General features: G+C 52.6%; 23 protein-coding genes. 8 read left to right on the top strand and 15 right to left on the bottom strand.

The window, feature by feature from the left end; translation table 11 throughout:
- The first annotated feature begins 153 nt into the window (after nt 1-153).
- Nucleotides 154-2,340 carry a ferric-rhodotorulic acid/ferric-coprogen receptor FhuE gene (fhuE, locus tag ACIPDS_RS01835; protein WP_400732173.1) on the top strand — a complete coding sequence of 729 codons (2,187 nt, stop codon included), beginning with the start codon at nt 154-156 and terminating at the stop codon, nt 2,338-2,340.
- Between the two features lie 256 nt (nt 2,341-2,596).
- Here fhuE and ptsG read toward each other — a convergent pair whose 3' ends face one another.
- From ptsG to pabC, 6 genes are all read right to left on the bottom strand, one after another.
- A complete protein-coding gene (gene ptsG, locus ACIPDS_RS01830) occupies nt 2,597-4,030 on the bottom strand; it encodes a PTS glucose transporter subunit IIBC (RefSeq protein ID WP_400732171.1) in 1,434 nt (477 codons plus the stop codon).
- Between the two features lie 299 nt (nt 4,031-4,329).
- On the bottom strand, nt 4,330-5,124 hold the full coding sequence (locus ACIPDS_RS01825; RefSeq protein ID WP_400732170.1) for a metal-dependent hydrolase: 795 nt from the start codon (nt 5,122-5,124) through the stop codon (nt 4,330-4,332).
- A gap of 10 nt (nt 5,125-5,134) precedes the next feature.
- Nucleotides 5,135-6,139 carry a DNA polymerase III subunit delta' gene (gene holB, locus ACIPDS_RS01820; protein ID WP_400732168.1) on the bottom strand — a complete coding sequence of 335 codons (1,005 nt, stop codon included), beginning with the start codon at nt 6,137-6,139 and terminating at the stop codon, nt 5,135-5,137.
- Nucleotides 6,136-6,777, bottom strand: coding sequence for a dTMP kinase (gene tmk / locus ACIPDS_RS01815; protein WP_166514222.1), 642 nt, complete (start codon nt 6,775-6,777; stop codon nt 6,136-6,138). Before tmk ends, holB begins: the two co-directional genes overlap by 4 nt.
- A complete protein-coding gene (gene yceG / locus ACIPDS_RS01810; protein ID WP_400732167.1) occupies nt 6,767-7,789 on the bottom strand; it encodes a cell division protein YceG in 1,023 nt (340 codons plus the stop codon). Before yceG ends, tmk begins: the two co-directional genes overlap by 11 nt.
- A gap of 1 nt (nt 7,790) precedes the next feature.
- Nucleotides 7,791-8,600: an aminodeoxychorismate lyase gene (pabC, locus tag ACIPDS_RS01805; RefSeq protein WP_400732166.1), complete on the bottom strand. Its 810-nt coding sequence runs from the start codon at nt 8,598-8,600 to the stop codon at nt 7,791-7,793.
- 359 nt (nt 8,601-8,959) lie between these two features.
- On the opposite strand from pabC, the gene ACIPDS_RS01800 reads away from it, so the two are divergent.
- The 6 genes from ACIPDS_RS01800 (at nt 8,960) to ACIPDS_RS01775 (ending at nt 14,947) form a co-directional block, all read left to right on the top strand.
- A complete protein-coding gene (locus tag ACIPDS_RS01800) occupies nt 8,960-9,499 on the top strand; it encodes a fimbrial protein (RefSeq protein WP_400732165.1) in 540 nt (179 codons plus the stop codon).
- A 77-nt stretch (nt 9,500-9,576) separates the two neighbouring features.
- The gene (locus ACIPDS_RS01795) at nt 9,577-10,251 is read left to right on the top strand and encodes a molecular chaperone (RefSeq protein WP_400732163.1); all 675 of its coding nucleotides are present in this window, start codon (nt 9,577-9,579) and stop codon (nt 10,249-10,251) included.
- A gap of 35 nt (nt 10,252-10,286) precedes the next feature.
- A complete protein-coding gene (locus ACIPDS_RS01790; RefSeq protein WP_400732162.1) occupies nt 10,287-12,839 on the top strand; it encodes a fimbria/pilus outer membrane usher protein in 2,553 nt (850 codons plus the stop codon).
- Between the two features lie 34 nt (nt 12,840-12,873).
- Nucleotides 12,874-13,866, top strand: a complete 993-nt coding sequence (locus ACIPDS_RS01785; protein ID WP_400732161.1) for a fimbrial protein — start codon at nt 12,874-12,876, stop codon at nt 13,864-13,866.
- A gap of 16 nt (nt 13,867-13,882) precedes the next feature.
- Nucleotides 13,883-14,410, top strand: a complete 528-nt coding sequence (locus ACIPDS_RS01780; RefSeq protein ID WP_400732160.1) for a fimbrial protein — start codon at nt 13,883-13,885, stop codon at nt 14,408-14,410.
- 12 nt (nt 14,411-14,422) lie between these two features.
- Entirely contained in the window at nt 14,423-14,947 is a 525-nt protein-coding gene (locus ACIPDS_RS01775) for a fimbrial protein (RefSeq protein ID WP_400732159.1), read from the top strand.
- A gap of 150 nt (nt 14,948-15,097) precedes the next feature.
- Here ACIPDS_RS01775 and fabF read toward each other — a convergent pair whose 3' ends face one another.
- From fabF to yceD, 8 genes are all read right to left on the bottom strand, one after another.
- A complete protein-coding gene (gene fabF / locus ACIPDS_RS01770) occupies nt 15,098-16,339 on the bottom strand; it encodes a beta-ketoacyl-ACP synthase II (RefSeq protein ID WP_166514225.1) in 1,242 nt (413 codons plus the stop codon).
- Between the two features lie 89 nt (nt 16,340-16,428).
- Nucleotides 16,429-16,665 (bottom strand): acyl carrier protein, encoded by a 237-nt coding sequence (acpP, locus tag ACIPDS_RS01765; RefSeq protein ID WP_000103754.1) that lies wholly within the window; start codon nt 16,663-16,665, stop codon nt 16,429-16,431.
- Between the two features lie 209 nt (nt 16,666-16,874).
- Nucleotides 16,875-17,609 carry a 3-oxoacyl-ACP reductase FabG gene (gene fabG / locus ACIPDS_RS01760; RefSeq protein ID WP_166514226.1) on the bottom strand — a complete coding sequence of 245 codons (735 nt, stop codon included), beginning with the start codon at nt 17,607-17,609 and terminating at the stop codon, nt 16,875-16,877.
- Between the two features lie 11 nt (nt 17,610-17,620).
- Nucleotides 17,621-18,550, bottom strand: a complete 930-nt coding sequence (gene fabD / locus ACIPDS_RS01755) for an ACP S-malonyltransferase (protein WP_166514227.1) — start codon at nt 18,548-18,550, stop codon at nt 17,621-17,623.
- Between the two features lie 17 nt (nt 18,551-18,567).
- Nucleotides 18,568-19,521 (bottom strand): beta-ketoacyl-ACP synthase III, encoded by a 954-nt coding sequence (locus ACIPDS_RS01750; protein ID WP_166514228.1) that lies wholly within the window; start codon nt 19,519-19,521, stop codon nt 18,568-18,570.
- 58 nt (nt 19,522-19,579) lie between these two features.
- On the bottom strand, nt 19,580-20,635 hold the full coding sequence (gene plsX, locus ACIPDS_RS01745) for a phosphate acyltransferase PlsX (protein ID WP_400732151.1): 1,056 nt from the start codon (nt 20,633-20,635) through the stop codon (nt 19,580-19,582).
- A gap of 122 nt (nt 20,636-20,757) precedes the next feature.
- Complete coding sequence (gene rpmF / locus ACIPDS_RS01740; protein WP_052284447.1) at nt 20,758-20,928, bottom strand: 50S ribosomal protein L32; 171 nt, start codon at nt 20,926-20,928, stop codon at nt 20,758-20,760.
- A gap of 16 nt (nt 20,929-20,944) precedes the next feature.
- Entirely contained in the window at nt 20,945-21,466 is a 522-nt protein-coding gene (gene yceD, locus ACIPDS_RS01735; protein WP_166514230.1) for a 23S rRNA accumulation protein YceD, read from the bottom strand.
- A gap of 142 nt (nt 21,467-21,608) precedes the next feature.
- Between yceD and ACIPDS_RS01730 the strand changes: the two genes are divergently transcribed.
- The gene (locus ACIPDS_RS01730) at nt 21,609-22,193 is read left to right on the top strand and encodes a Maf family protein (protein WP_400732150.1); all 585 of its coding nucleotides are present in this window, start codon (nt 21,609-21,611) and stop codon (nt 22,191-22,193) included.
- Nucleotides 22,194-22,407: 214 nt separating this feature from the next.
- Here the strand turns inward: ACIPDS_RS01730 and rluC are convergent, their stop codons facing one another.
- Nucleotides 22,408-23,361, bottom strand: a complete 954-nt coding sequence (rluC, locus tag ACIPDS_RS01725; protein WP_166514232.1) for a 23S rRNA pseudouridine(955/2504/2580) synthase RluC — start codon at nt 23,359-23,361, stop codon at nt 22,408-22,410.
- Nucleotides 23,362-23,467: the final 106 nt, after the last annotated feature.

Raw genomic sequence — 23,467 nt, 5'->3', positions numbered from 1 at the left:
ACGCGCCATTTCTCTTGCTTACCTCTGTTTACATTTTAATAAAAATGCGTATATTTCTCATTTGCATTCACTACGACATATGCGCGTAGCAACGATTGACCGTGGCCGTAGAGCTGCGGAGAAAAATAATTCTCATTTGATTAAGGGTTTACCATGTCTTTCACTTCCAACACCCGGGATGGTCGTACCGCGCCGTCTCTGATTGCTGTCGGCATTGCGCTGGCGCTCTACCCTCAACTGGGCATGACCGCTGATAAAACTGAAGACACGATTGTTGTCGAAGGTTCCTCGTCCGATAGCAGTAGCGATACGCAAAAACAGGACTACAGCGTTAAGACGACGACAGCCGGTACGAAAATGCAGATGGTGCAGCGCGATATTCCGCAATCAGTCAGCATCATCAGCGAGCAGCGTATGCAGGATCAGCAGTTGCAAACCCTGGGTGATGTGATGGACAGCACCACCGGCATCAGCCGTAGTCAGGCCGACTCTGACCGCAACAGCTATTACTCCCGCGGTTTTGAAATCGATAACTATATGGTCGACGGGATTCCCACCTATTTTGAATCCCGCTGGAATCTGGGCGATGCCCTGTCCGATACCGCGCTCTATGAACGTGTGGAAGTGGTTCGTGGTGCTAACGGACTGATGACCGGCACCGGTAATCCCTCCGCGTCAATCAATATGATCCGCAAGCACGCCACCAGCCGTGAATTCACCGGCAATGTTTCCGCCGAATACGGTAGCTGGAATAAGCAGCGTTATGTCACCGACCTGCAAAGCCCGCTAACCGAAGACGGTAACGTGCGCGCGCGTATTGTGGCCGGCTACCAAAATAATGATTCCTGGCTTGACCGTTACAACAGCGACAAAACGTTCTTCTCCGGTATTCTCGATGCAGACTTAGGTTCCGCCACCAGCCTCTCCGCAGGCTACGAGTATCAGCGAATCAACGTCGATAGCCCAACCTGGGGCGGCCTGCCGCGCTGGAATACCGACGGCAGCAGCCGTCAATACGACCGTGCGCACAGCACCGCGCCGGATTGGGCTTATAACGATAAAGATAGCAATAAAGTTTTTATGACCTTAAAGCAGCGCTTTGCCGACACCTGGCAGGCGACGCTTAACGCCACGCATACCGAGATTAAGTTCGACAGTAAAACCATGTATATCGACGCCTATGTCGATAAGAATACCGGTATGCTGGTTGGGCCTTACGGTAACTACGGCCCAGGCTTTGATTACGTTGGCGGCACCGGATGGAACAGCGGTAAACGTAAAGTCGATGCGCTGGACCTGTTTGCCGACGGCAGTTATGACCTGTTTGGTCGTCAGCATAATATGATGGTGGGCGGCAGCTACAGTAAGCAAAACAACCGCTATTTCAGCTCGTGGGCGAACGTATTCCCGGATGAAGTCGGTAGCTTCAATAATTTTGATAGCGCCACCTTCCCGGAAACCAACTGGAACCCGCAAAGTCTGGCGCAGGACGATACCACGCGCATGAAATCGCTGTATGCGGCAACCCGCGTGACGCTTGCCGATCCGCTGCACCTGATTCTCGGCGCGCGCTATACCAACTGGAGCATTGATACGCTCAGCTACACGATGGAGAAAAACCACACCACGCCGTATGCGGGTCTGGTTTATGACATCAACGATAACTGGTCAACCTACGCCAGCTATACCTCTATCTTCCAGCCGCAGAACGTGCGCGATAGCTCAGGGAAATACCTGACGCCGATTACCGGGAATAACTACGAGCTGGGCCTGAAATCCGACTGGATGGACAGCCGCCTGACCACAACGTTATCGGTGTTCCGTATTGAGCAGGATAATCTGGGCCAATCGACGGGCAACCCGATTCCGGGCAGCGCGGGGGATATTGCTTATACCACCGCAGACGGAACCGTCAGCAAAGGCGTGGAGTTTGAGATAAACGGCGCGCTTACCGATAACTGGCAGATGACCTTTGGCGCAACGCGATTTGTGGCGGAAGATAATGAAGGCAATGCGGTCAACCCGAACCTGCCGCGTACCAGCGTGAAACTGTTTACCCGCTATCGTCTGCCGGCAATGCCTGAGCTCACTGTGGGCGGCGGCGTGAACTGGCAAAACCGCGTCTATAAAGATACCGTCACACCGTTTGGTACCTTCCGTGCAGAACAGGGCAGCTATGCGCTGGTCGATCTGTTCACCCGCTACCAGGTTACGAAGAACTTTTCCGTACAGGGCAACCTCAACAACCTGTTCGACAAAACCTACGATACCAATATTGATGGTTCTATCGTGTACGGCGAACCGCGTAACGTGAGCGTCACGGCAAGTTACCAGTTCTGATGCCCTTCATGAGCTTCCCCGGGGTCGGCGTAAACGCCTCGCCCGGGCTACCGTTTAGCCCGTAGGCCTGATAAGCTTCGCGCCATCAGGCAAATAAGCGCAGAATGCCGGATGGCGGCGTTGCCTTATCCGGCCTACCGTTTAGGGCGTAGCCCGGCCGAGCGCAGCGACGCCGGGATGTCTACCCAACCCACAAACGTAAAAAAGGCAGCCATTCGGCTGCCTTAGTCTCCCCAAACCTATCACATCGAATAACTTAGTTATTACGAATGTAGTCGTCCATTTCGGTTTTCAGGTTATCGGATTTAGTGCCGAAAATCGCCTGAACGCCGGAACCTGCAACAACCACACCCGCCGCACCGAGTTTCTTCAGCCCTGGCTGATCCACTTTCGCGACATCGGCTACGCTTACGCGCAGACGGGTAATACAAGCATCGAGGTTAGTGATGTTTTCTTTACCACCGAAGGCGGCGACAAGCGCAGGCGCCATTTCGCTGGTTGCCGTAGCTTTAGAATCTTCAGTCGCGTCTTCACGACCCGGCGTTTTCAGGTTCAGTGCTTTAATCAGCACGCGGAAAACGACGTAGTAGACTACCGCATAGCAGATACCGACAATCGGGAACAGCCACAGTTTGCTGCTGTTACCGGACAGTACGATAAAGTCGATCAGACCGTGAGAGAACGAAGTCCCGTCACGCATCCCCAGCAGAATACAGATCGGGAATGCCAGACCTGCCAGAATAGCGTGGATGATGTACAGGATCGGCGCCACGAACATGAAGGAGAATTCGATTGGCTCGGTGATACCGGTCAGGAAAGAGGTCAGCGCAGCGGAGATCATGATGCCGCCGACTTTTGCACGGTTCTCTGGTTTAGCAGAGTGCCAGATAGCGATAGCCGCAGCCGGCAGACCGTACATTTTGAACAGGAAGCCGCCGGACAGTTTGCCCGCAGTTGGGTCACCTGCCATATAGCGAGGGATGTCGCCGTGGAACACCTGACCTGCTGCGTTGGTGTATTCACCAATCTGCATCTGGAAAGGAACGTTCCAGATGTGGTGCAGACCAAACGGCACCAGGCAGCGTTCGATGAAGCCGTAAATACCAAATGCCACGACTGGGTTCTGGTAAGCCGCCCACTGCGAGAAGGTCTGAATAGCAGTACCTACCGGTGGCCAGATGAAGGACAGCACGATACCCATAAAGATCGCGGTCAGACCAGAAATGATCGGCACGAAACGTTTACCGGCAAAGAAGCCCAGATACTCAGGCAGCTTGATGCGGTAGAAGCGGTTGAACATGTACGCCGCGATCGCACCCGCAATAATACCGCCTAATACGCCGGTATCCGCCAGGTGTTTAGCCGCGATCTCTTCCGCAGGCAAATGCAGCACCAGAGGAGCAACCACAGCCATGGTTTTCACCATGATGCCGTAGGCAACAACCGAAGCCAGCGCAGATACACCGTCGTTATTGGTAAAGCCTAATGCAACACCGATAGCGAAGATAAGTGGCATGTTGGCGAAAACGGAACCGCCCGCTTCTGCCATAACATGAGAAACGACGGCTGGCAGCCAGCTGAAGTTTGCGGAACCGACGCCCAGCAGGATACCTGCGATAGGCAGCACGGAAACCGGCAGCATCAGCGATTTACCGACCTTTTGCAGGTTAGCAAATGCATTCTTAAACATATTAGGAGTGCTCCTGAGTATTTGTACTTTTATCTACGTTTTCACGCATTAGTGAGTGGGGAGAGACTCACCAGGGACAGGGCATCTAAAGCGCCCTTTATTAATTACACAGAGTAAAATAATTCCCCTGAGTTTTGTTTGACCGCTATCACATTCCAAACGGTTATGACTTAGAATTTTAATCTTCTTTACAATAAACTGGCCCGTTTATTGGCAGATTGACGTTCACCGCCACTTTTACGGCGGTGAACTGTACTCGCTTTGAACATTAATTACGAGCATTAAAATAAGTCGCAAAATCAGGCAGATTGTAGGCGGGTAGGATCGATATGGAAGAGGTTCGCAAAGTTGTCCGTCGTCTGTTGCGCCAGCTGTTCTACGCTTACGCCTTTCAACACGGCCATGTATTCCGCGACATCGCGCACCATCGCCGGTTGGTTCTCCTTGCCACGATGCGGCACCGGTGCCAGATACGGAGAGTCGGTCTCAACCAGCAGTCTATCCAGTGGAACGTAGCGCGCGGCTTCACGTAACTGCTCCGCATTGCGGAAAGTGACGATCCCGGAGAACGAAATATAGAACCCCATATCCAGCAGCTTACCCGCCGTCTCAGTGTCTTCAGTGAAACAGTGTAGTACACCGCCACAATCCATCACGTTTTCTTCACGCAGGATAGCCAGCGTATCGGCACGCGCATCGCGGGTGTGCACAATCACCGGCTTATTCAGCTCACGGCCAATCTGGATATGCTGGCGAAATGACAGCTGTTGTTGGGCTTTGGTTTCCGGGGTATAAAAGTAATCAAGCCCCGTCTCGCCCATGGCGACAACGCCCTCTTCTGCGGCCATGCGGCGCAGATCTTCAACGTCATACGCCTCATCCTGATTAAGCGGATGTACGCCACAGGAGAACACCACTTCCGGGCGCTCCCCGACTAGACAGCGCATTTGACGATAGCCCGGCAAGGTCGTGGCGACGGCAAGTGCAAAACGAACGTCCCGTGCGGCGGCTTTCGCCATCACATCGTCAACGTCTTTATGCAGGGATTGGTAATCAAGGCCATCAAGATGGCAGTGCGAGTCGACTAAAAACATAATGTCTCTCTTAGAGGTGGGATACTGGCAGTACCGCACCAGGTTGCAAATACTGTTCCCAGCGCAACAGGCGCTCGGTGAGGATAAGTTCGCGGTTAAGCCCCGTGACGCTTAACAGCTGTTCCCGGCAAACGCAGGCATCAGCGGCAATGGCCTGCAATCGGGAAGCCGATAAAGCGTTCGCCAGCTGATTCACCAGCTCGGCGTGGTCGACGTTGGTTAAGCGTACGATCCGCTGCTGTTGTTTCATCGCGTCCAGCAGTAACGTTGACAGCCAGTGTAGTCGCTGGACGACGCTATCGTGGTTCAGCGCAGGTAAAAGCGCCAGCCAGTCGCCGTTATTCAGACTGATACCCAGCGCCTGACACAGCTTTTCACGCGCGGCCCACGACTCGGCAGCCAGCAGCTCAAGCGCGGCGGCTGGCGCATGATCGCAAAGCCGTAATGCCGTCAGCAGCGATTCCCGGGGCGCGGTCATCTCACGCTCAAGCCACGCCAGCGCATATTGCTCGCTCGGCGGGGCCAGGTGATAGAGTCGGCAGCGGCTACGCATCGTCGCCAGCAAACGCGCGGGTTCTTCACAGGCGAGAAAGAACCAGGTATTTTTCGGCGGTTCTTCCAGCGTTTTTAACAATGCATTGGCCGCGGCTTCGGTCAGCAGGGTCGCATCGGCGATCCACACCACTTTCGCCCCACCCAAACGGGCGTGTTCGTAGAGTTTTTCACTCACCCCGCGCACCGCATCAATACCCAGCGTACTTTTGCCTTTCTCAGGCTGTAAAACGTAATAATCAGGATGCGTTCCGGCCTGCATCAGTTGACAGCTGTGGCACTGGCCGCAGCTCTTGTGACCATCAGGCTGGTGACACATCAGAAAACGGGTAATGGCATAGGCCAGCGAATCGGCACCCATGCCCGCACGCGCTTGAATCAACAACGCATGGTGACCCCTTCCCGCTTGATAGCTCGACACAAGCTGTTCAAACGGCGGGCGTAACCACGGATACCATTTCATGCCTGTTGCTCCGCAACCCAGGTGGTGACGGTGGCACGGATGTCACTCATCACCTTTTCAAGCGGCTGTGTCGCATCTATGGTGCGAATGCTGGCGTCGGCCGCAGCCAGTTCCAGATAACGCGCGCGGGTACGGTTGAAGAAGTTCAGCGACTCCTGCTCGATACGATCAAGATCGCCACGCGCACGCGCACGCTTCAGGCCCACTTCCGGGGTCACGTCGAGATAAATGGTCAGATCGGGACGGAAGTCGCCCAGTACCGCATCGCGCAGCGTTGCCAGCATATGGCGGTCGATACCGCGTCCACCGCCCTGATAGGCCTGCGTCGAGAGATCGTGGCGGTCGCCAATCACCCACTGACCTTGCGCCAGCGCCGGTTTAATCACTGAATCCACAAGCTGCACACGGGCGGCGTAAAACATCAGCACTTCCGCTTTATCGGTAATCACTTCATCGCCAACCGATTTGATGTCCAGCACCAGGCTGCGCAGCTTCTCTGCCAGCACGGTGCCGCCGGGTTCGCGGGTAAACAGCAGGTCGTTGATGCCGAGGTCTCGCAGCGTTTCGACGATCACGTCCCGCGCGGTGGTTTTACCCGCCCCTTCCAGTCCTTCAATGACGATGTAATTACTGCGCATTTTTATCCTTTAGCACTTTCAGGTAATCCTGCACCGACCGGTTATGGCTTGCAAGATTGGTATTAAACGTATGTCCGCCTTTACCGTCGGCAACAAAATAGAGATACGGCGTTTTCGCCGGATGCGCGGCGGCCTTCAGCGAGGCTTCGCCCGGGTTGGCAATCGCCCCCGGCGGCATACCGGCAATAGTGTAGGTATTATACGCGGTTGGCGTCTCAAGATCCTTACGCGAGAGCTTGCCATCGTAGTTTTCACCCATCCCGTAGATCACGGTCGGGTCAGTTTGCAGCCGCATCCCGATACGCAGGCGGTTGATAAAGACCGATGCCACGCGATCGCGTTCTTCCGCCACCGCGGTCTCTTTTTCAATGATAGAGGCCATGGTGACAAACTGATTTTTATCTTTATAAGGGAGGTTTTCAGCGCGACCTTCCCAGGCTTTGTCCACTTCCGCCACCATCTTCTGGTGGGAGCGCTTAAGAATAGCGATATCGGTGGTGTTCGCGGTGTACATCCAGGTATCCGGCCAGAACCAACCCTCAACCCATTCCGGGTTATCCAATGCCAGGGCTTTAGCAACGGTCGCGTATTGATCGTCGCTCAGAGTATGTTTGATATAGGGCGCATCGCGAAGCTGTCTCAGGTAGTCAGAAAGACGCATTCCTTCAACAAAACGCAGCGGGAACTGCGCCTCTTTACCGCTGGCAATGAGCTTTAGCATATCGCGGACGGTCATTTGTGGCGTCAGCAGATAAGTCCCGGCTTTAAAGTGCGACAGTTCAGGCTCCAGGCGCAGTAACCACTGGAAAACCCGCGGACGGTTAAGCACCTTCTCAGTATAAAGCTGCCCGCCCAATGCCAGACGCCCGGTACCGGGCTTAAGGGTAAAGACGGTATCCTCTTTAATCAGCAACTTACTGTCCGCCAATTGACGCACCTTCCACATGCCCACGCCGGCGGCAATACCGAGGACAACCACTATCAATAACGTTATGCGTAACAGTTTCTTCATGCTAATCAGATGACTCACAAAGTGGGGCTAAAAATTGGTAAAGTTCACGGGCCGACCACTGCTGGTCCCCAAAGCGCTGTACGGGAATGACCGGCATCAGCGCGTTACACATCAGGACTTCATCCGCCTGCGCCAGCGCGGACAGCGGCGCCATGACTTCGACAACGCGATACGGCGAGTGTGCCAATTGCGCCATAATAAACTGCCGCATCACGCCGTTTACGCCGGCCTTGTCGAGGCGCGGCGTAAAAACGTCCTGCCCGCAGCGCCAGAACAAATTAGCCGCACAGCATTCCGTAAGCCACCCATCGCTGTCAAGGACAAGGGCCTCATCGGCGTCCGTCTGCTCAAGATGAGAACGAATCATCACCTGCTCAAGGCGATTGAGGTGTTTTATTCCTGCGAGGTACGCGTTACGCCCAAGTGGCACGGGGCTGAGCGCGAGGATTGCGCCCTCCTCTTTTAAGCGATGGTAGTGCGTGGGGGCGGGGCTAAGAGAAAGAATGCGCGTAGGTTGTTGGCAAAGTGCGCCGCTATACCCGCGGCCACCGCTACCACGGGTAATAATCACTTTGAGAACGCCCGTCTCCTGCCCGGCGGCCAAAGACCTCATTTCCGTAAGCAGCAGGTCTTTATCGACAAAAGGAATGGCAAGTCGTTCACAGGCCTGCTGTAAACGGCGTAGATGCCTATCAAGCAGACACACCTGACCCTCTACAATGCGCGCCGTGGTAAAGCAGCCATCGCCAAACTGAACGCTTCGATCGTTCGCAGGCAATGTGTCAGTCTGCGATCCATTGATTAATTGCATTCATTCTCCGTATATTATTACGCACTGGCTTCATTGTATTCGTGACACATCAAAATTACCAATACGAAAAGCCGCAGCGATGCTTGTAATTCTGAAATACCAAGCCCACTGTTGCTGACAATGAGAAATAAAATACATCCCATCAATACATTTAACGAAATCATCAGCATTTACCGAGTCAATATTTTTAGATTTAATTAATATCATATGTAGAAAAATAACATGCATATTTAAATATAGTTACAATATAATCCATCCAGTCTGGAAGAAATGTTACTTTCCACTGTCTATTTCCGACGGTGGAGCCACATGTATTTGTTTTCCAGAAAAACCCATATATTTCAAAAAGGATAATACCCATGAAAGGAAAACTGGCTGCAGTTGCCTTCCTGACCACTTTAGGAATGGCCTCCTCTGTGCTCGCAGAAGATGGAAAAGTAGATTTTACCGGTAATATTATTGAAGCCGGTTGCCAGGTAGATAGCTCACTGACTTCTCCACAGACAGTTAAATTAGGTGATGTCGCCAAAGCATCGCTGGCCACTGCGGGTGCAGTAGCAGCAAATACGACATTTAGCCTGAAATTAACGGGTTGCCCTGACGACCTGAAAGGCAAACCTGTTGTGGTTAAATATAGCGGTACGCCTGATACCGTGAATAACGACTATCTGCAACTGACCGATGCAGGCGGCACTGATGTGGCCGAAGGCGTGGCAATTCAGCTGCTAAACGGCGACGGTAGCGCTCTGCCGCTGTCTACAGAATCTAAACCAGCTACTATTGACACCTCTGCAGGTACGGCAACTATGGTCTTTAGCGCACAGTATGTCGCAACAACGGCGAGCGTGAAATCAGGTAAAGCCAACGGTACCGTTAACTTTACAATGACATACAATTAATCGTAATACGATTAATTCCCGCTTTTGGCTATAAGTAAAGCCGGGTCTTCCGGTTTTACTTTTTTGAGGTTAACCAAATGAAATTAGTGAATACACTAATCGCCACGACATTTTGTTTATCGATGGCGGCAGCGCATGCGGGCGTTATCGTTGGCGGCACTCGCATTATATATAGTGAAGAAAAAAAAGAGACGTCGATCAGCGTCAAAAACCCTGATAATTATTCATATCTTATTCAATCCTGGATTGATGAAGGCGAAAATAAAAATAATAAAGTACCTTTCATTGTCACACCTCCTCTTTTCCGCTTAGGCGGTACTGAAGAGAACAAGTTACGTATTATTCGTGCAGGCGGAAACTTACCAGACGATCGCGAATCATTATTCTGGATGAATATAAAGACTATTCCAGCAACAGAAAAACAAGAAAACGTTAACACATTACAGATCGCCGTTAAAACCCGTATCAAACTCATTTATCGGCCAAAAACACTGACCGATATCCCGGAAAAACTCACCGACAAGCTGAGCTGGGTACGCAGTGGGCAAAAACTGACCGTCAGTAACCCGACGGCCTATTACATGAACTTCAGCGAAGTAAAAGTCGGCAGCAGTAGAGTGCAAGACGCGACCTATGTTGCGCCAATGTCCAGCGCAACCTTTACCGTCCCTGCGAATGCATCGGGCGACATTAGCTGGAAAATTATCAATGACTACGGTGCCGCTGGTGATGTCCATCAAACCCGCCAGTAGTCGCTTGCGCCCTAAATCTCCGTAAGGATCGCGGAATGAAAGACGTGAATAAAAATAAAAGATCATTAACAAAACTGGCCTGTTTTATCGCATTACAGTGTGCGTTGCCAGTGCTTAACCCGGCGTTTGCACGCGAATATTTCAACCCGGCCATGTTAGGTATTGATGGGCCGAGTACCGATCTAACCGATCTGAGTGCCTTCGAAGATGGCGTCGGTCAGATGCCAGGCACCTATCGCGTGGACGTGCTGGTGAATAAAAGCTCACTTGGCACCTATGACATTGAATTTTCGATGCAAAAAGATGCATTGGGCAATGAGACGCTTCAGCCTTGCCTGAGCATTGAAATGCTGGCATCGTTTGGCATCCGCACGGAACAATTTCCTCAGTTAGCCAGTCATGGTCAATGTGCCAATCTGGCGGTGATTCCGCAGGCCAGCAGCAAACTTATCTTCAATAAACAGCAGCTTGAGCTCAGTATTCCTCAGGCGGCTATCAATACGGTCGCCCGGGGTTATGTTGCGCCGGAAAGACTTGATGAAGGCATCAATGCCCTGCTGCTTAACTACAACTTTACCGGCGGCAATACCGAAGCGCGACGCAACGGTTCTCAGGATTCCGACAGCTACTATCTGAACCTACAACCAGGACTCAATATCGGCGCCTGGCGCGTGCGCAATTACAGCACCTGGTCGCGAGACACCACGGGCAACAATACTCAGGATAACTGGGATTCGGCCTATACCTACGCCCAGCGCAATATTATTGCCCTTAAAAGCCAGCTGACCCTCGGTGAAAGCAACTCACCGTCGGATATGTTTGATAGCGTACCGTTCCGCGGCGCTCAGCTGGCCTCTGACGACGACATGCTGCCGGATAGCCTGCGCGGTTACGCTCCGGTAGTTCGCGGTATCGCGCGCACCAACGCCCAGGTCATTGTGAAGCAAAATGGCTACACCATTTACCAGACCTACGTTTCTCCGGGGGCGTTTGAAATCAATGATATGTTCCCGACCGGGAGCAGTGGCGATCTTGACGTGACCATTAAAGAAGCCGATGGCAGCGAACAGCATCAAATCGTCCCTTTCGCTTCCCTCCCCGTCTTACAACGTGAAGGGCGCCTGAAATACAGCCTGACCAGCGGCCAGTATCGCTCTTACGACAGCGCCGTAGATAAAGAATATTTTACCCAGGGTACCGCCATCTATGGCCTGCCCGCCGGATTTACCCTCTATGGCGGCGGACAATTCTCCCAACACTACCAGTCTGTACTGGCGGGTGTGGGTAAAAACTTTGGCGGTCTGGGGGCAGTATCCGTCGATGCGACCCAGGCATGGTCAACGCAAAAAGAGCAGGATAAAGAGAGCGGCCAGTCAGTACGCGTTCGCTACAGCAAAAACATCCTCACGACCGGCACTAATATTTCGATTTCGGGCTACCGCTATTCAACGTCCGGGTATTACACGCTATCGGAAGTACTCGATACCTGGCGTGATGACAACCAACTGGACACGATGGAACGTCGTCGTAATCGCGCTGAGTTACTGCTGAACCAGAACCTTGGGGAAAGCGCAGGCTCCCTCTCCCTGAACGCCATCAGCGAAGATTACTGGAATAGCGACCGCAATATGCGCTCAATCGGCGCGGGCTATAGCAATAGCTGGAATGGCATAACCTGGAGCGTGAACTACAGCTATAACCGCAATACAACCAGCGCCCGGGATAACGACGTAGTCTACAGCGAAGATCAGGTGTTCTCGCTGAGTATCAACGTTCCGCTGGATCGCTGGCTTAACAACAGTTGGGCGAGCTATGGCCTTAGCACCAGCAAACAGGGGAATACCAGCCATACGGTCGGCCTAAACGGTTCTGCGCTTGAAAATCAAAACCTGAACTGGAGCGTACAGGAAAGTAAAACCAACCACGGAGAAGGTACCGGCGGTAATGCCAGCCTCGATTACCAGGGCTCTTACGCGCGCATGAACGCGGCCTATGGCTATGACCACGATCAGCGCAGAGTCAACTACGGTATCAACGGCGGCATCATCGCGCATGCCAACGGTGTGACCTTAAGCCAGCAGTTGGGTGAAACATCCGCATTGGTGGAAGCCCCTGGTGCCAGCGGCGTCGACATCAGTAACCAGACCGGCGTCAGCACCGATTTCCGCGGCTATACCATCGTGCCTTACATCACGCCATATCGCGAAAACACCATTTCACTGGATACCGAAATGCTGCCTGAAGATGCCGATGTCACCCTTTCTGCCAAAACGGTCACCCCAACGCGCGGGGCTGTCGTCAGAGCACACTTTGATACGCATATTGGTAAACGTGTGCTAATGACGCTCACACGCCCATCAGGCGAAGACGTGCCATTTGGTGCCATGGTTACCGTTGATGGCGGTGACAATAGCAGCAGCGTTATTGTCGGCGACGGCGGTCAGGCCTATATCACCGGGATGCCTGAGCGCGGCGAACTCATGGCGAAGTGGGGTAATGCCGCAAATCAAACCTGCCGCGTCACGTTTAACCTCGCTGAGAATAACCCAACCAGCGGCATGATTACTACCCGCGCAACCTGTCGTTAATTCTCGATAGATGAGCATAAGTGGAATATTCAGGATGAATAAAAAGACAATCATTGCATTATTTATTCTTGCCGGGGAAGCACTGCTCCCCTTCTCTGCGCAGGCTTCTTTTCTTAATACTAATTCGGCAACGCAGAAGACGCTTAAATACAATCTTTCCCTGTGGAATATTCCGTCAGCGGTAAACGGTGAAACCTGGTACGATGACGGCGGTTCATATCAAGTGAGTGTCGTTCCGAGCACAAGCAGTGCGTGGGCGGATATTACCGTTAACGGAACCGCTGTGGGTATTAATAGCAAGGGGGCGACAATTTACGCCACCAATAATCCGGGCATCGGCATCGCCTATCAAGTCAACTACGATCCGCCATCCGCGACTACGCCTCAGTATGCCTGGGAGTTGCCCAATAAAATAACCTTCACGACCACTACGAGTGGAAGTGGCTATATGCATGTGAAATACATGCTTGTGCGTCTCACTGAAAATGTCCCTGCGGGAGCAATTACCCAAGCTCCTGACGTCACGTTGAATTACCATAACCCTACGGGCAGCGGTTACCCTGACATCTCATTTCTGGCGCTGTCTGGTATATCGTCGCAGCCTAAAATGACAAGCTGTACTATTAATGCGCCGTCAACGATTACTCTACCAACCCTGTATGGTAATAAATTGACCTCTGGCGCCCAGGAAGCTATTGATATCCCGACGATGACATTAACAAATTGCCCGGGTGCAATTTCAGGAATTAAATATGCTTTCAAAGCCACTTACGGAACACAAGACGCAAGCAATGGCATAATAAAAACCGTAACCGGCGATGGCTATGCAAAAAATGTTTATATTCAATTGCAAAATGCAGATGGTAGCCCAGCCATGGCAAACGGTACGCATGATCTTGAAAATTATAACGGCTCAGGTAACTACGATCTGCCGGGTTATAAAATCGGTTACTATATTTATGATGAAAACAACGTCACGGCCGGAAATGTAAAATCGACCATTCAGCTTGAGATTACCTATAACTAACTCTTTAGGATTGAAGATGAAAATGAATAATGGAAAAAAATTGTCGGTAATGATTCTGGCGTGTGGAAGTTTGTTCTCAAGTTTATGTTCCGCCAACTCGGTCAATATCGATATTAACGGTACCGTCGTGGCGTCACCCTGCGTGGTGAATGGCAGCCAGTCATCGTTGCAGGTCAAACTCGGCGACACGATCCAGGCGGACTCTCTCGCCGCCTCAGGCAGCTTGACCAGCTGGAGTGATTTTACCCTCGCGCTCACCAGTTGCCCGGCATCAACCAGCAGCTTTAGCGTAACGTTCAGCGGCGACGCGGATAGCGATGTGCCTGCCAACTACAAAAATACCGGCACCGCCACGAATCTATCGCTGGAGCTGACCACTGCCGATGGTGCAACCACGCTAAGTAACGGCACGGCGCTGAACAACGTCGCCATCCCCAACACGCATGCCTACAATCTGGCAATGCGGGCGCGTGCGGTTTCCAAAGGAAACGTCATGCCAGGCAGCATTATCGGCCAGGTACAAGCGACCTTTACCTACCAGTAATTGAGGACGGGCATGATGACAATACGGGTACGCAAACTTATCCCAACGCTCGCGAGTGTGATGCTTATTCTCGGTAGCAGCGCTCACGCTACCGACATTGATCTTCGCGGCACCGTCGTGGCCTCAGCCTGTACGGTTGATGCAGGAAGTCTTATTCAGACAGTAAAGTTTGAACAAGCACGGGCGGTGAACTACAAAACGCCTGGGGCAACCAGCGAATGGCAGGATTTTTCGTTAACCCTATCATCCTGCCCGCCATCGACGACCCAAGTCACGGCCACCACCAGCGGTAATGCCGATAACGACGATCCGACGAAGTTTGCTAATACGAATGGTGATGCGACGGGTATGGCGCTACAGATCATGACGCGCGATCATCTTACGGAAATTCAACCGCTCGGGTCGCTGGCGATAGCGGTCGATACCGTTAATCGGAGCGCCACCTTCCCGCTCTCTGCCCGGTTGTATACGCCAACCGGATCGGTGACGGCCGGCGAATTTAACACAACCGTACAATTCACCTTTACCTATCAATAATATCCACGTGGGGCTAAGCGCTCCACGTTTTTCTGAGTCTTGCCAATTTGCATAAAAAAACCGGAAACGGGTAAGCGTTTCCGGTTTTTTATACAACCACATTATCGGTCAACTGACGCTTAACGGCTCAGCATTTCCCGACAAGCCGACTCAGACCTTTTTAAAGATCAGTGAACCGTTAGTGCCGCCGAAGCCGAAGGAGTTACACAGCGTGTACTCCATGCCGCTAACCTGACGCGCCTCATGAGGCACGAAGTCCAGGTCACAACCTTCATCTGGGTTATCCAGGTTGATGGTTGGCGGTACGGCCTGATCGCGCAGTGCCAGGATAGAGTAGATAGATTCTACTGCACCCGCAGCACCCAGCAGGTGGCCGGTCATTGACTTAGTGGAGCTGACCATCACACGGCTTGCAGCGTCGCCGAAGACAGACTTAACGGCCTGTGCTTCTGCTTTATCGCCTGCTGGCGTAGAGGTACCGTGAGCATTCACGTAGCCAATCTGGCCCACATCAATACCCGCGTCACGAATGGCGTTAACCATCGCCAGCGCTGCACCTGCACCGTTTTCCGGTGGTGAAGTCATATGATACGCATCGCTACTCATACCGAAGCCCACGACTTCAGCATAAATTTTTGCGCCACGTTTTTTAGCGTGTTCGTACTCTTCGAGTACAACCATGCCCGCGCCGTCACCCAGCACAAAGCCATCACGATCTTTATCCCACGGACGGCTCGCCGCCTGCGGGTTATCGTTGCGTGTAGACAGTGCGCGTGCCGCGCCAAAGCCACCGACACCCAGCGGGGTGCTGGCTTTTTCTGCGCCACCGGCAACCATCGCATCTGCATCGCCATAGGCGATCATACGCGCGGCCTGACCGATGTTATGCACACCAGAGGTACAGGCGGTCGCGATGGAGATGCTCGGGCCACGTAAACCAAACATAATGGTCAGATGACCGGCCACCATGTTAACAATCGTCGACGGAACAAAGAACGGGCTAATCTTACGCGGTCCACCATTGACCAGTGAGGCATGGTTTTCTTCGATAAGACCCAGACCGCCAATACCGGAGCCGATAGCGGCGCCAATACGATGAGCGTTCTCTTCCGTAATTTCGAGGCCAGAATCCTGCATGGCCTGGGCGCCAGCGACAATTCCATATTGAATGAAGGCATCCATCTTGCGCTGTTCTTTGCGCGAGATAATGTCATCACAGTTAAAATCCTTTACTAAGCCAGCAAATTTCGTTGCATAGGCGCTAGTATCGAAATGGTCGATCAGGCTGATGCCACTCTGACCGGCAAGGAGAGCTTTCCAGGTAGACTCTACGGTATTGCCGACAGGAGACAACATGCCCAGTCCGGTCACAACTACACGACGCTTAGACACGTTTGTCCTCCAGGGAGGGATTAAAATAGATGCTTGTGGGACAAAAAGATAAAACTCAGGCGGTCGAATGACCGCCTGGAGATGTTCACTTACGCCTGGTGACCGTTGATGTAATCAATGGCAGCCTGAACGGTGGTGATTTTCTCAGCTTCTTCGTCCGGAATCTCAGTATCAAACTCTTCTTCCAGAGCCATTACCAGCTCAACGGTGTCAAGAGAATCTGCGCCCAGGTCTTCAACGAAGGAAGCATTGTTGGTCACTTCTTCCTGCTTAACGCCCAGCTGTTCGCCGATGATTTTCTTAACGCGTTCTTCGATAGTGCTCATACTCTTAAATTTCCTATCAAAACTCGCTTTCGCGATGGTTTTCGTAGTGTATAAAATGTTGAAAAATTTGCAACTAAATCCCGGCAGGTCATACCACGATTTTGCGCTATTTTGCGGGTGTTTGCCCTCATAACGCAAATGATTTTGCACTAATCATGCTCAGACATACGGAGATTGCCCGTTGTCTGAGCACTTTGTGCAAAACACGGTCAGACCATATACATCCCGCCGTTAACGTGCAACGTTTCACCCGTGATGTAACTTGCTTCGTCGGAAGCCAAAAATGCAACCGCACTGGCGATTTCATTTGGAGAGCCGAGGCGCCCCGCAGGAACTGCCGCCAAAGTACCCGCACGCTGCTCATCAGTCAGCGCACGCGTCATGTCCGTTTCAATAAAACCCGGAGCAACTACGTTTACAGTAATACCGCGTGACGCAATTTCACGCGCCAGTGATTTACTGAAGCCGATCAGACCCGCTTTCGCCGCAGCGTAGTTAGCCTGACCCGCATTTCCCATGGTACCAACCACAGAACCAACAGTGATAATACGTCCATGACGCTTTTTCATCATAGCGCGCATTACCGCTTTTGACAGACGGAAAACAGATGAAAGGTTGGTTTCGAGGATATCGTTCCACTCTTCATCTTTCATGCGCATTAACAGGTTATCACGAGTAATCCCAGCATTATTGACCAGAATGTCGACTTCACCAAATTCCGCACGAATTTTTTCCAGAACAGATTCAATAGATGCCGGGTCAGTCACATTCAACATCAGACCTTTACCCTTCGCACCCAGATAATCGCTAATAGCCTGCGCGCCATTTTCACTGGTCGCGGTGCCAATAACCGTCGCGCCGCGTGCGGCGAGTGTTTCAGCGATTGCGCGGCCAATACCGCGACTTGCACCCGTTACCAGTGCAATTTTACCTTCAAAGCTCATGCTATCCTCTTTTATTGCGCAAGTGCCGCTGACAGCGCAGCCGGCTCGTTAATCGCCGATGCCGTCAGGGTATCTACAATACGTTTGGTCAAACCGGTGAGGACTTTACCCGGGCCAACTTCATACAGGTGCTCAACGCCCTGGGACGCCATAAACTCAACGGTTTTGGTCCACTGAACTGGGCTGTACAGCTGACGAACTAAGGCATCGCGAATCGCGTCTGCATCGGTTTCGCACTTCACGTCGACGTTGTTCACAACCGGAATGGTCGGCGCGTTAAAGGTGATTTTTTGCAGCTCAACGGCCAGTTTGTCCGCCGCAGGCTTCATCAGCGCGCAGTGGGAAGGTACGCTCACCGGCAGTGGCAGCGCACGTTTTGCACCCGCTGCTTTACAGGCGGCGCCCGCACGTTCAACCGCTTCTTTATGACCGGCAATAACCACCTGGCCTGGCGAGTTGAAGTTGACCGGAGAAACGACCTGGCCTTCAGCAGATTCTTCACAGGCTTTCGCGATGGAAGCATCGTCAAGGCCGATGATAGCAGACATGCCGCCGGTGCCTTCTGGTACCGCTTCCTGCATGAATTTACCGCGCATTTCAACCAGACGTACGGCATCAGCAAACGCGATAACATTGGCGCAAACCAGCGCAGAATATTCGCCCAGGCTATGACCTGCAAGCATGGCTGGTGCTTTACCGCCCTGCTGCTGCCACAAACGGTACAGCGCAACGGAGGCGGTCAGGAGTGCCGGTTGAGTCTGCCAGGTTTTGTTTAACTCTTCAGCCGGGCCCTGCTGAGTCAACGCCCAGAGATCGTAACCCAGCGCCGCAGAGGCTTCATGAAAAGTTTCTTCAATCACCGGATAGGTTGCTGCCAGTTCAGACAACATCCCAACCGTCTGGGAACCTTGTCCTGGGAACACAAATGCGAATTGCGTCATGTTTTTTATCCTTATACTTAGAAACGAACCAGCGCCGAGCCCCAGGTGAAACCACCACCGAATGCCTCTAACAGTACCAGTTGACCGCGTTTGATACGGCCATCGCGGACGGCTTCGTCAAACGCGCAAGGTACGGAAGCAGCCGAGGTGTTGCCGTGACGGTCAAGCGTCACCACCACGTTGTCCATCGACATGCCGAGCTTCTTCGCTGTGGCGCTGATAATACGTAAATTCGCCTGATGCGGCACCAGCCAGTCCAGCTCTGAACGATCGAGGTTGTTCGCCTCAAGCGTTTCATCAACGATGTGCGCAAGCTCAGTAACGGCAACTTTGAAGACTTCGTTACCGGCCATCGTCAGATAGATGGAGTTATCTGGATTCACGCGGTCAGCGTTTGGCAGCGTCAACAGCTTGCCATAGCTACCGTCGGCGTGCAGATGGGTAGAGATGATCCCCTGCTCTTCAGATGCGCCCAGTACCACCGCACCCGCACCGTCACCAAAGATGATGATCGTGCCGCGATCGGTAGGATCGCAGGTGCGCGCCAGCGTATCTGCACCGACAACCAGCGCATATTTCACCGCACCGGATTTCACATACTGGTCGGCAACGCTTAGCGCATAGGTAAAGCCAGCACAGGCAGCGGCGACATCAAACGCCGGAGCGCCTTTCACGCCGAGCATATTTTGAATCTGGCATGCTGCACTTGGGAAAGCATGGGTGGCGGAAGTGGTCGCAACCACAATCAGGCCCAGTTCACTGGCTTCAATGCCCGCCATTTCCAGCGCGCGCTTAGCCGCTTCGTAACCCAGCGTAGACACGGACTCATCAGGGCCAGCAATACGGCGCTCACGGATACCTGTACGGGAGACAATCCACTCGTCGGAGGTATCAACCATTTTTTCCAGATCGGCATTAGTCCGCACCTGCTCAGGCAGGTAGCTGCCGGTACCAATAATCTTCGTATGCATGTACGCTCAGTCACTTTTCGCTAATATAGCCGCCCAACTCAACGTCCTGAAACTGGCCTTATTCGCTGGCCTCAGGCGCGTCAAATCCTGCGGGGTATACGGATTCCAGGCGAGCGGCAATTCTCTTGGGAACTTGTCGCTGCACTGCTTGTACTGCCTGTTCAATTGCGACCGTAAAGGCCCGCTGATTAGCCGCACCATGACTCTTTATCACCGTGCCGCGCAATCCTAACAGACAGGCGCCATTATACTGGTCGGGGTTGAGGTGACTAAATCGCCTTGTGAGGCTTTTTTGTAACCAACGCTTTAATAAAATGAGCCACCACGACCTTTTTTTACCCTCGCTCTGTGATTTCAGCAGCGAAAGGAACACTCTGACAACCCCTTCCATCGTCTTTAAGGTGACGTTACCTGTAAAGCCATCGCAAACCAGAACATCGGTTTTCCCCGTCAACAGTTCGTTGGCTTCAAGATAGCCGATATAGTTGAGGGAGGTGATTGTTTTTAGCACTAAAGAAGCATCGCGGATACTGTCATGCCCTTTAATTTCTTCTTCGCCAATGTTGAGCAGCGCGACGCGCGGGTTCGCAATCTCCAGCACTTCTTCTGCCATCACCGACCCCATGACGGCAAACTGCACCAGCATGGTACTGTCACAATCCACGTTGGCACCGAGATCCAGCACCACCGTTTTGCCCTTTTGCTGATGCGGTAACACCGTCACCAGCGCCGGGCGCTCAATCCCCTTAATCGGTTTGAGCAATAATTTAGCCAGCCCCATCAATGCGCCGGTATTTCCGGCACTGACGCAAGCTTCAGCCCGCCCTTCTTTCACCATTTCTAGCGCCACACGCATTGAGCTTCCGCGACTATGGCGAATCGCATGCGAGGGCCGTTCATCACTGGCAATAACCGACTGGGCAGGAATTATCTGCAAACGCGAACGTTGTTCAAAGTCAGCTTTGGCGAGTAATGGCGTAATGTCGTCGGGATTACCGACTAAAAGAAGTGAGAGTTGCGAATTAGAATCCAGTGCCTGCAATGCTGCAGGCACTGTCACGGAAGGGCCAAAATCGCCCCCCATGACATCTAACGCCAGGGTTAGACGTGTCAAGGTATCGTCGCCGCTTGGTTTGGTGTTTCCCCAGTTGCCCGGGGAAATGCCTCACTAAGCTTCACCACGCTATGGCTTTTGTCTTTCACCCACGAGAGGTAATTGACAAGAGCATCGCGTGATTACTTAGCGATGACCTTACGGCCACGGTAGAAACCGTCGGCAGTGATGTGGTGACGCAGGTGTTTCTCGCCAGAAGTTTTGTCTACAGACAAGTTGGCTGCGGTCAGAGCGTCATGGGAACGACGCATGCCACGTTTGGAACGGGTTGGTTTATTCTGTTGTACGGCCATGGACCTTACTCCTCAATTACTTTTGCTTTAAGCTGGCTAATACGGCAAATGGATTTGGCTTCTGTGCCTCTTCAGGCAATTCACCAAAGACCATGTCCGCCTCGGACACTTCACAGTGTTCAGAATCATGCACCGGAACTACCGGCAAGGCGAGGATGATTTCATCTTCAACCAACGCCAGCAGATCGATTTCACCGAATTCGTTAACCTCAATCGGCTCATACGCTTCCGGGAGTGCTTCAACCTGGTCATCATTTTTGACCGGACTGAAACAATACGTTGTGTGGACATGATGGGTAAACGATTTTCCGCAACGCTGACATTCCAGCGACACCGTCACCTTCGCATCACCGGTAATAACCGCGAGACGTTGGTTATCGATGGCGAAGGACATCTCGCATTCCACATCGGTATCCACACTGACTACGGACGCGGCAACACGCTCTACCTGATCGCGGGTATAGATACCCGTATAATCAAGGCGTTTTTGAGCCGTGCGAACCGGATCGAGAGTCAGGGGTAATTTTACGTTTTGCATAGGGCGCGCATATTAACTTTGTAGCGTCATAGAGTCAAAGAAAAAGGCAGCCTCAGGTTGCCTTTTGCCAATTATTCGCACACATTGCGGCCTATAGTTTAAAATGTCGGAATCTAATTCGCTACACTCTCGTTGAAAAATTATGCCTGAATTGATTCTTGCCTCCACTTCTCCCTATCGCAAACAGCTGTTAGAGAAGCTTGAACTGTCTTTTGAGTGCGCAGCCCCTGAGGTTCATGAACTGCCGCTGCCCGGTGAAACTCCGCGCAGTCTGGTACTGCGTCTGGCGCAGGCGAAAGCCCAGGCGCTGGCCCACCGCTACCCGCACCATCTTATTATTGGTTCCGATCAAGTTTGCGTGCTGGATGGTGAAATAACCGGCAAGCCTCACACTGAAGAGAATGCGCGTCTGCAATTAAAAAAGGCCAGCGGTAACGTGGTGACCTTTTATACCGGACTGGCGCTGTATAATTCCGCAAACGGGCAGTTGCAAACCGAATGCGAACCGTTCGATGTCCATTTCCGTCATCTGAGCGAGCAGGAAATTAACGTCTACATCCGCAAAGAGAGCCCACTAAACTGCGCCGGGAGCTTTAAAAGCGAAGGATTGGGCATCGCGCTGTTTGACCGCCTTGAGGGGCGCGATCCGAATACGCTGGTCGGTTTGCCATTGATTGCGCTGTGCAAAATGCTACGCCGTGAGAATCTCAATCCCCTGCTGGATTGAACGTTTTCCCGGATTCGTACCGGAGATGCCAGACAAAAAGTTGGCCCTGACCGGGTCACTTTTTTATCAGCAGCATAATGAAGGGGTTGTGTGGTGGGATAAAGCCCTGTAGCCCGGCCAAGCGCAGCGCCGCCGGGGAGATACGATGTCGCATTTCACACCGTACCTCCCGGAGTCAGCGTAAACGCTTCGTCCGGGCTACCGGTCTTATGCTTTACTTCTGGTTACGCAGCGCCTGCAAACAACGTTTGAGCACATTGTCCATCGGGGCTTCAACGCGCATCACCTCTCCGGTACCCGGATGGGTGAACTTCAGCGCGGCGGCGTGCAGGAAGAGACGGTTAAGCCCCGTACCGGCCAGCTGCTTATCAAACTCACGATCGCCATAACGGTCGTCAAACGCAATCGGATGCCCCGCATGCAGCGTATGCACACGAATCTGGTGCGTACGTCCGGTCACCGGGCTACAGCGCACAAGAGTCGCATGGGTATAACGCTCTTCCACCTTGAAGCGGGTTTCAGACGGTTTGCCTTCCTGACTGACGCGCACAATGCGTTCACCGCTTTGCAAAATATTCTTCAGCAAAGGCGCCTGCACGCTTTTCACATGCGACTGCCACTGTCCACGCACCAGCGCCAGATAATCTTTTTGCATCCCCTTCTCACGCAGCTGCTCATGCAGGGAACGCAGCGCTGAACGCTTCTTCGCTACCAGTAATACACCGGAAGTGTCACGGTCAAGACGGTGAACCAGTTCGAGGAAGCGGGCCTCAGGGCGTAACGCGCGAAGTCCTTCAATCACGCCAAAGCTTAACCCGCTGCCACCGTGAACCGCCGTACCCGATGGTTTATTAAGCACCAGGATATGGTCGTCCTCATAGAGGATAACGTCGCTCAATGCGGCCACTTTTTGCAGATGTGGCGAAACCGCGTCTTCTTCACGCTCAGCGACACGCACCGGCGGCACGCGTACCTGATCGCCATCTTCAAGTTTGTACTCTGGCTTGACGCGCTTCTTATTCACCCGCACTTCACCTTTGCGCAGGATGCGGTAAATCATACTCTTTGGCACGCCCTTAAGCTGGGTGCGCAAAAAGTTGTCAATTCGTTGCCCGGCTTCATCAGCGCTAATGGCAATCATTTTTACGGTCGGAGTCTCAGTTTTCATGGTGCGCGATTCTAATTATCCCCGCTCAATAGCGCCACTCATTTTTATATGCTTATATTTAGCATAATCGGTTTTCTCCTGGTGCTTTGCTCCGCGAGTTGTTTGT

The sequence above is a fragment of the Kluyvera sp. NPDC087067 genome (assembly GCF_044745165.1).
GTDB lineage: Bacteria > Pseudomonadota > Gammaproteobacteria > Enterobacterales > Enterobacteriaceae > Kluyvera.
The sequence above is the reverse complement of the archived record's forward strand: the minus strand, read 5'-3'. Positions and strand labels throughout refer to the sequence as shown.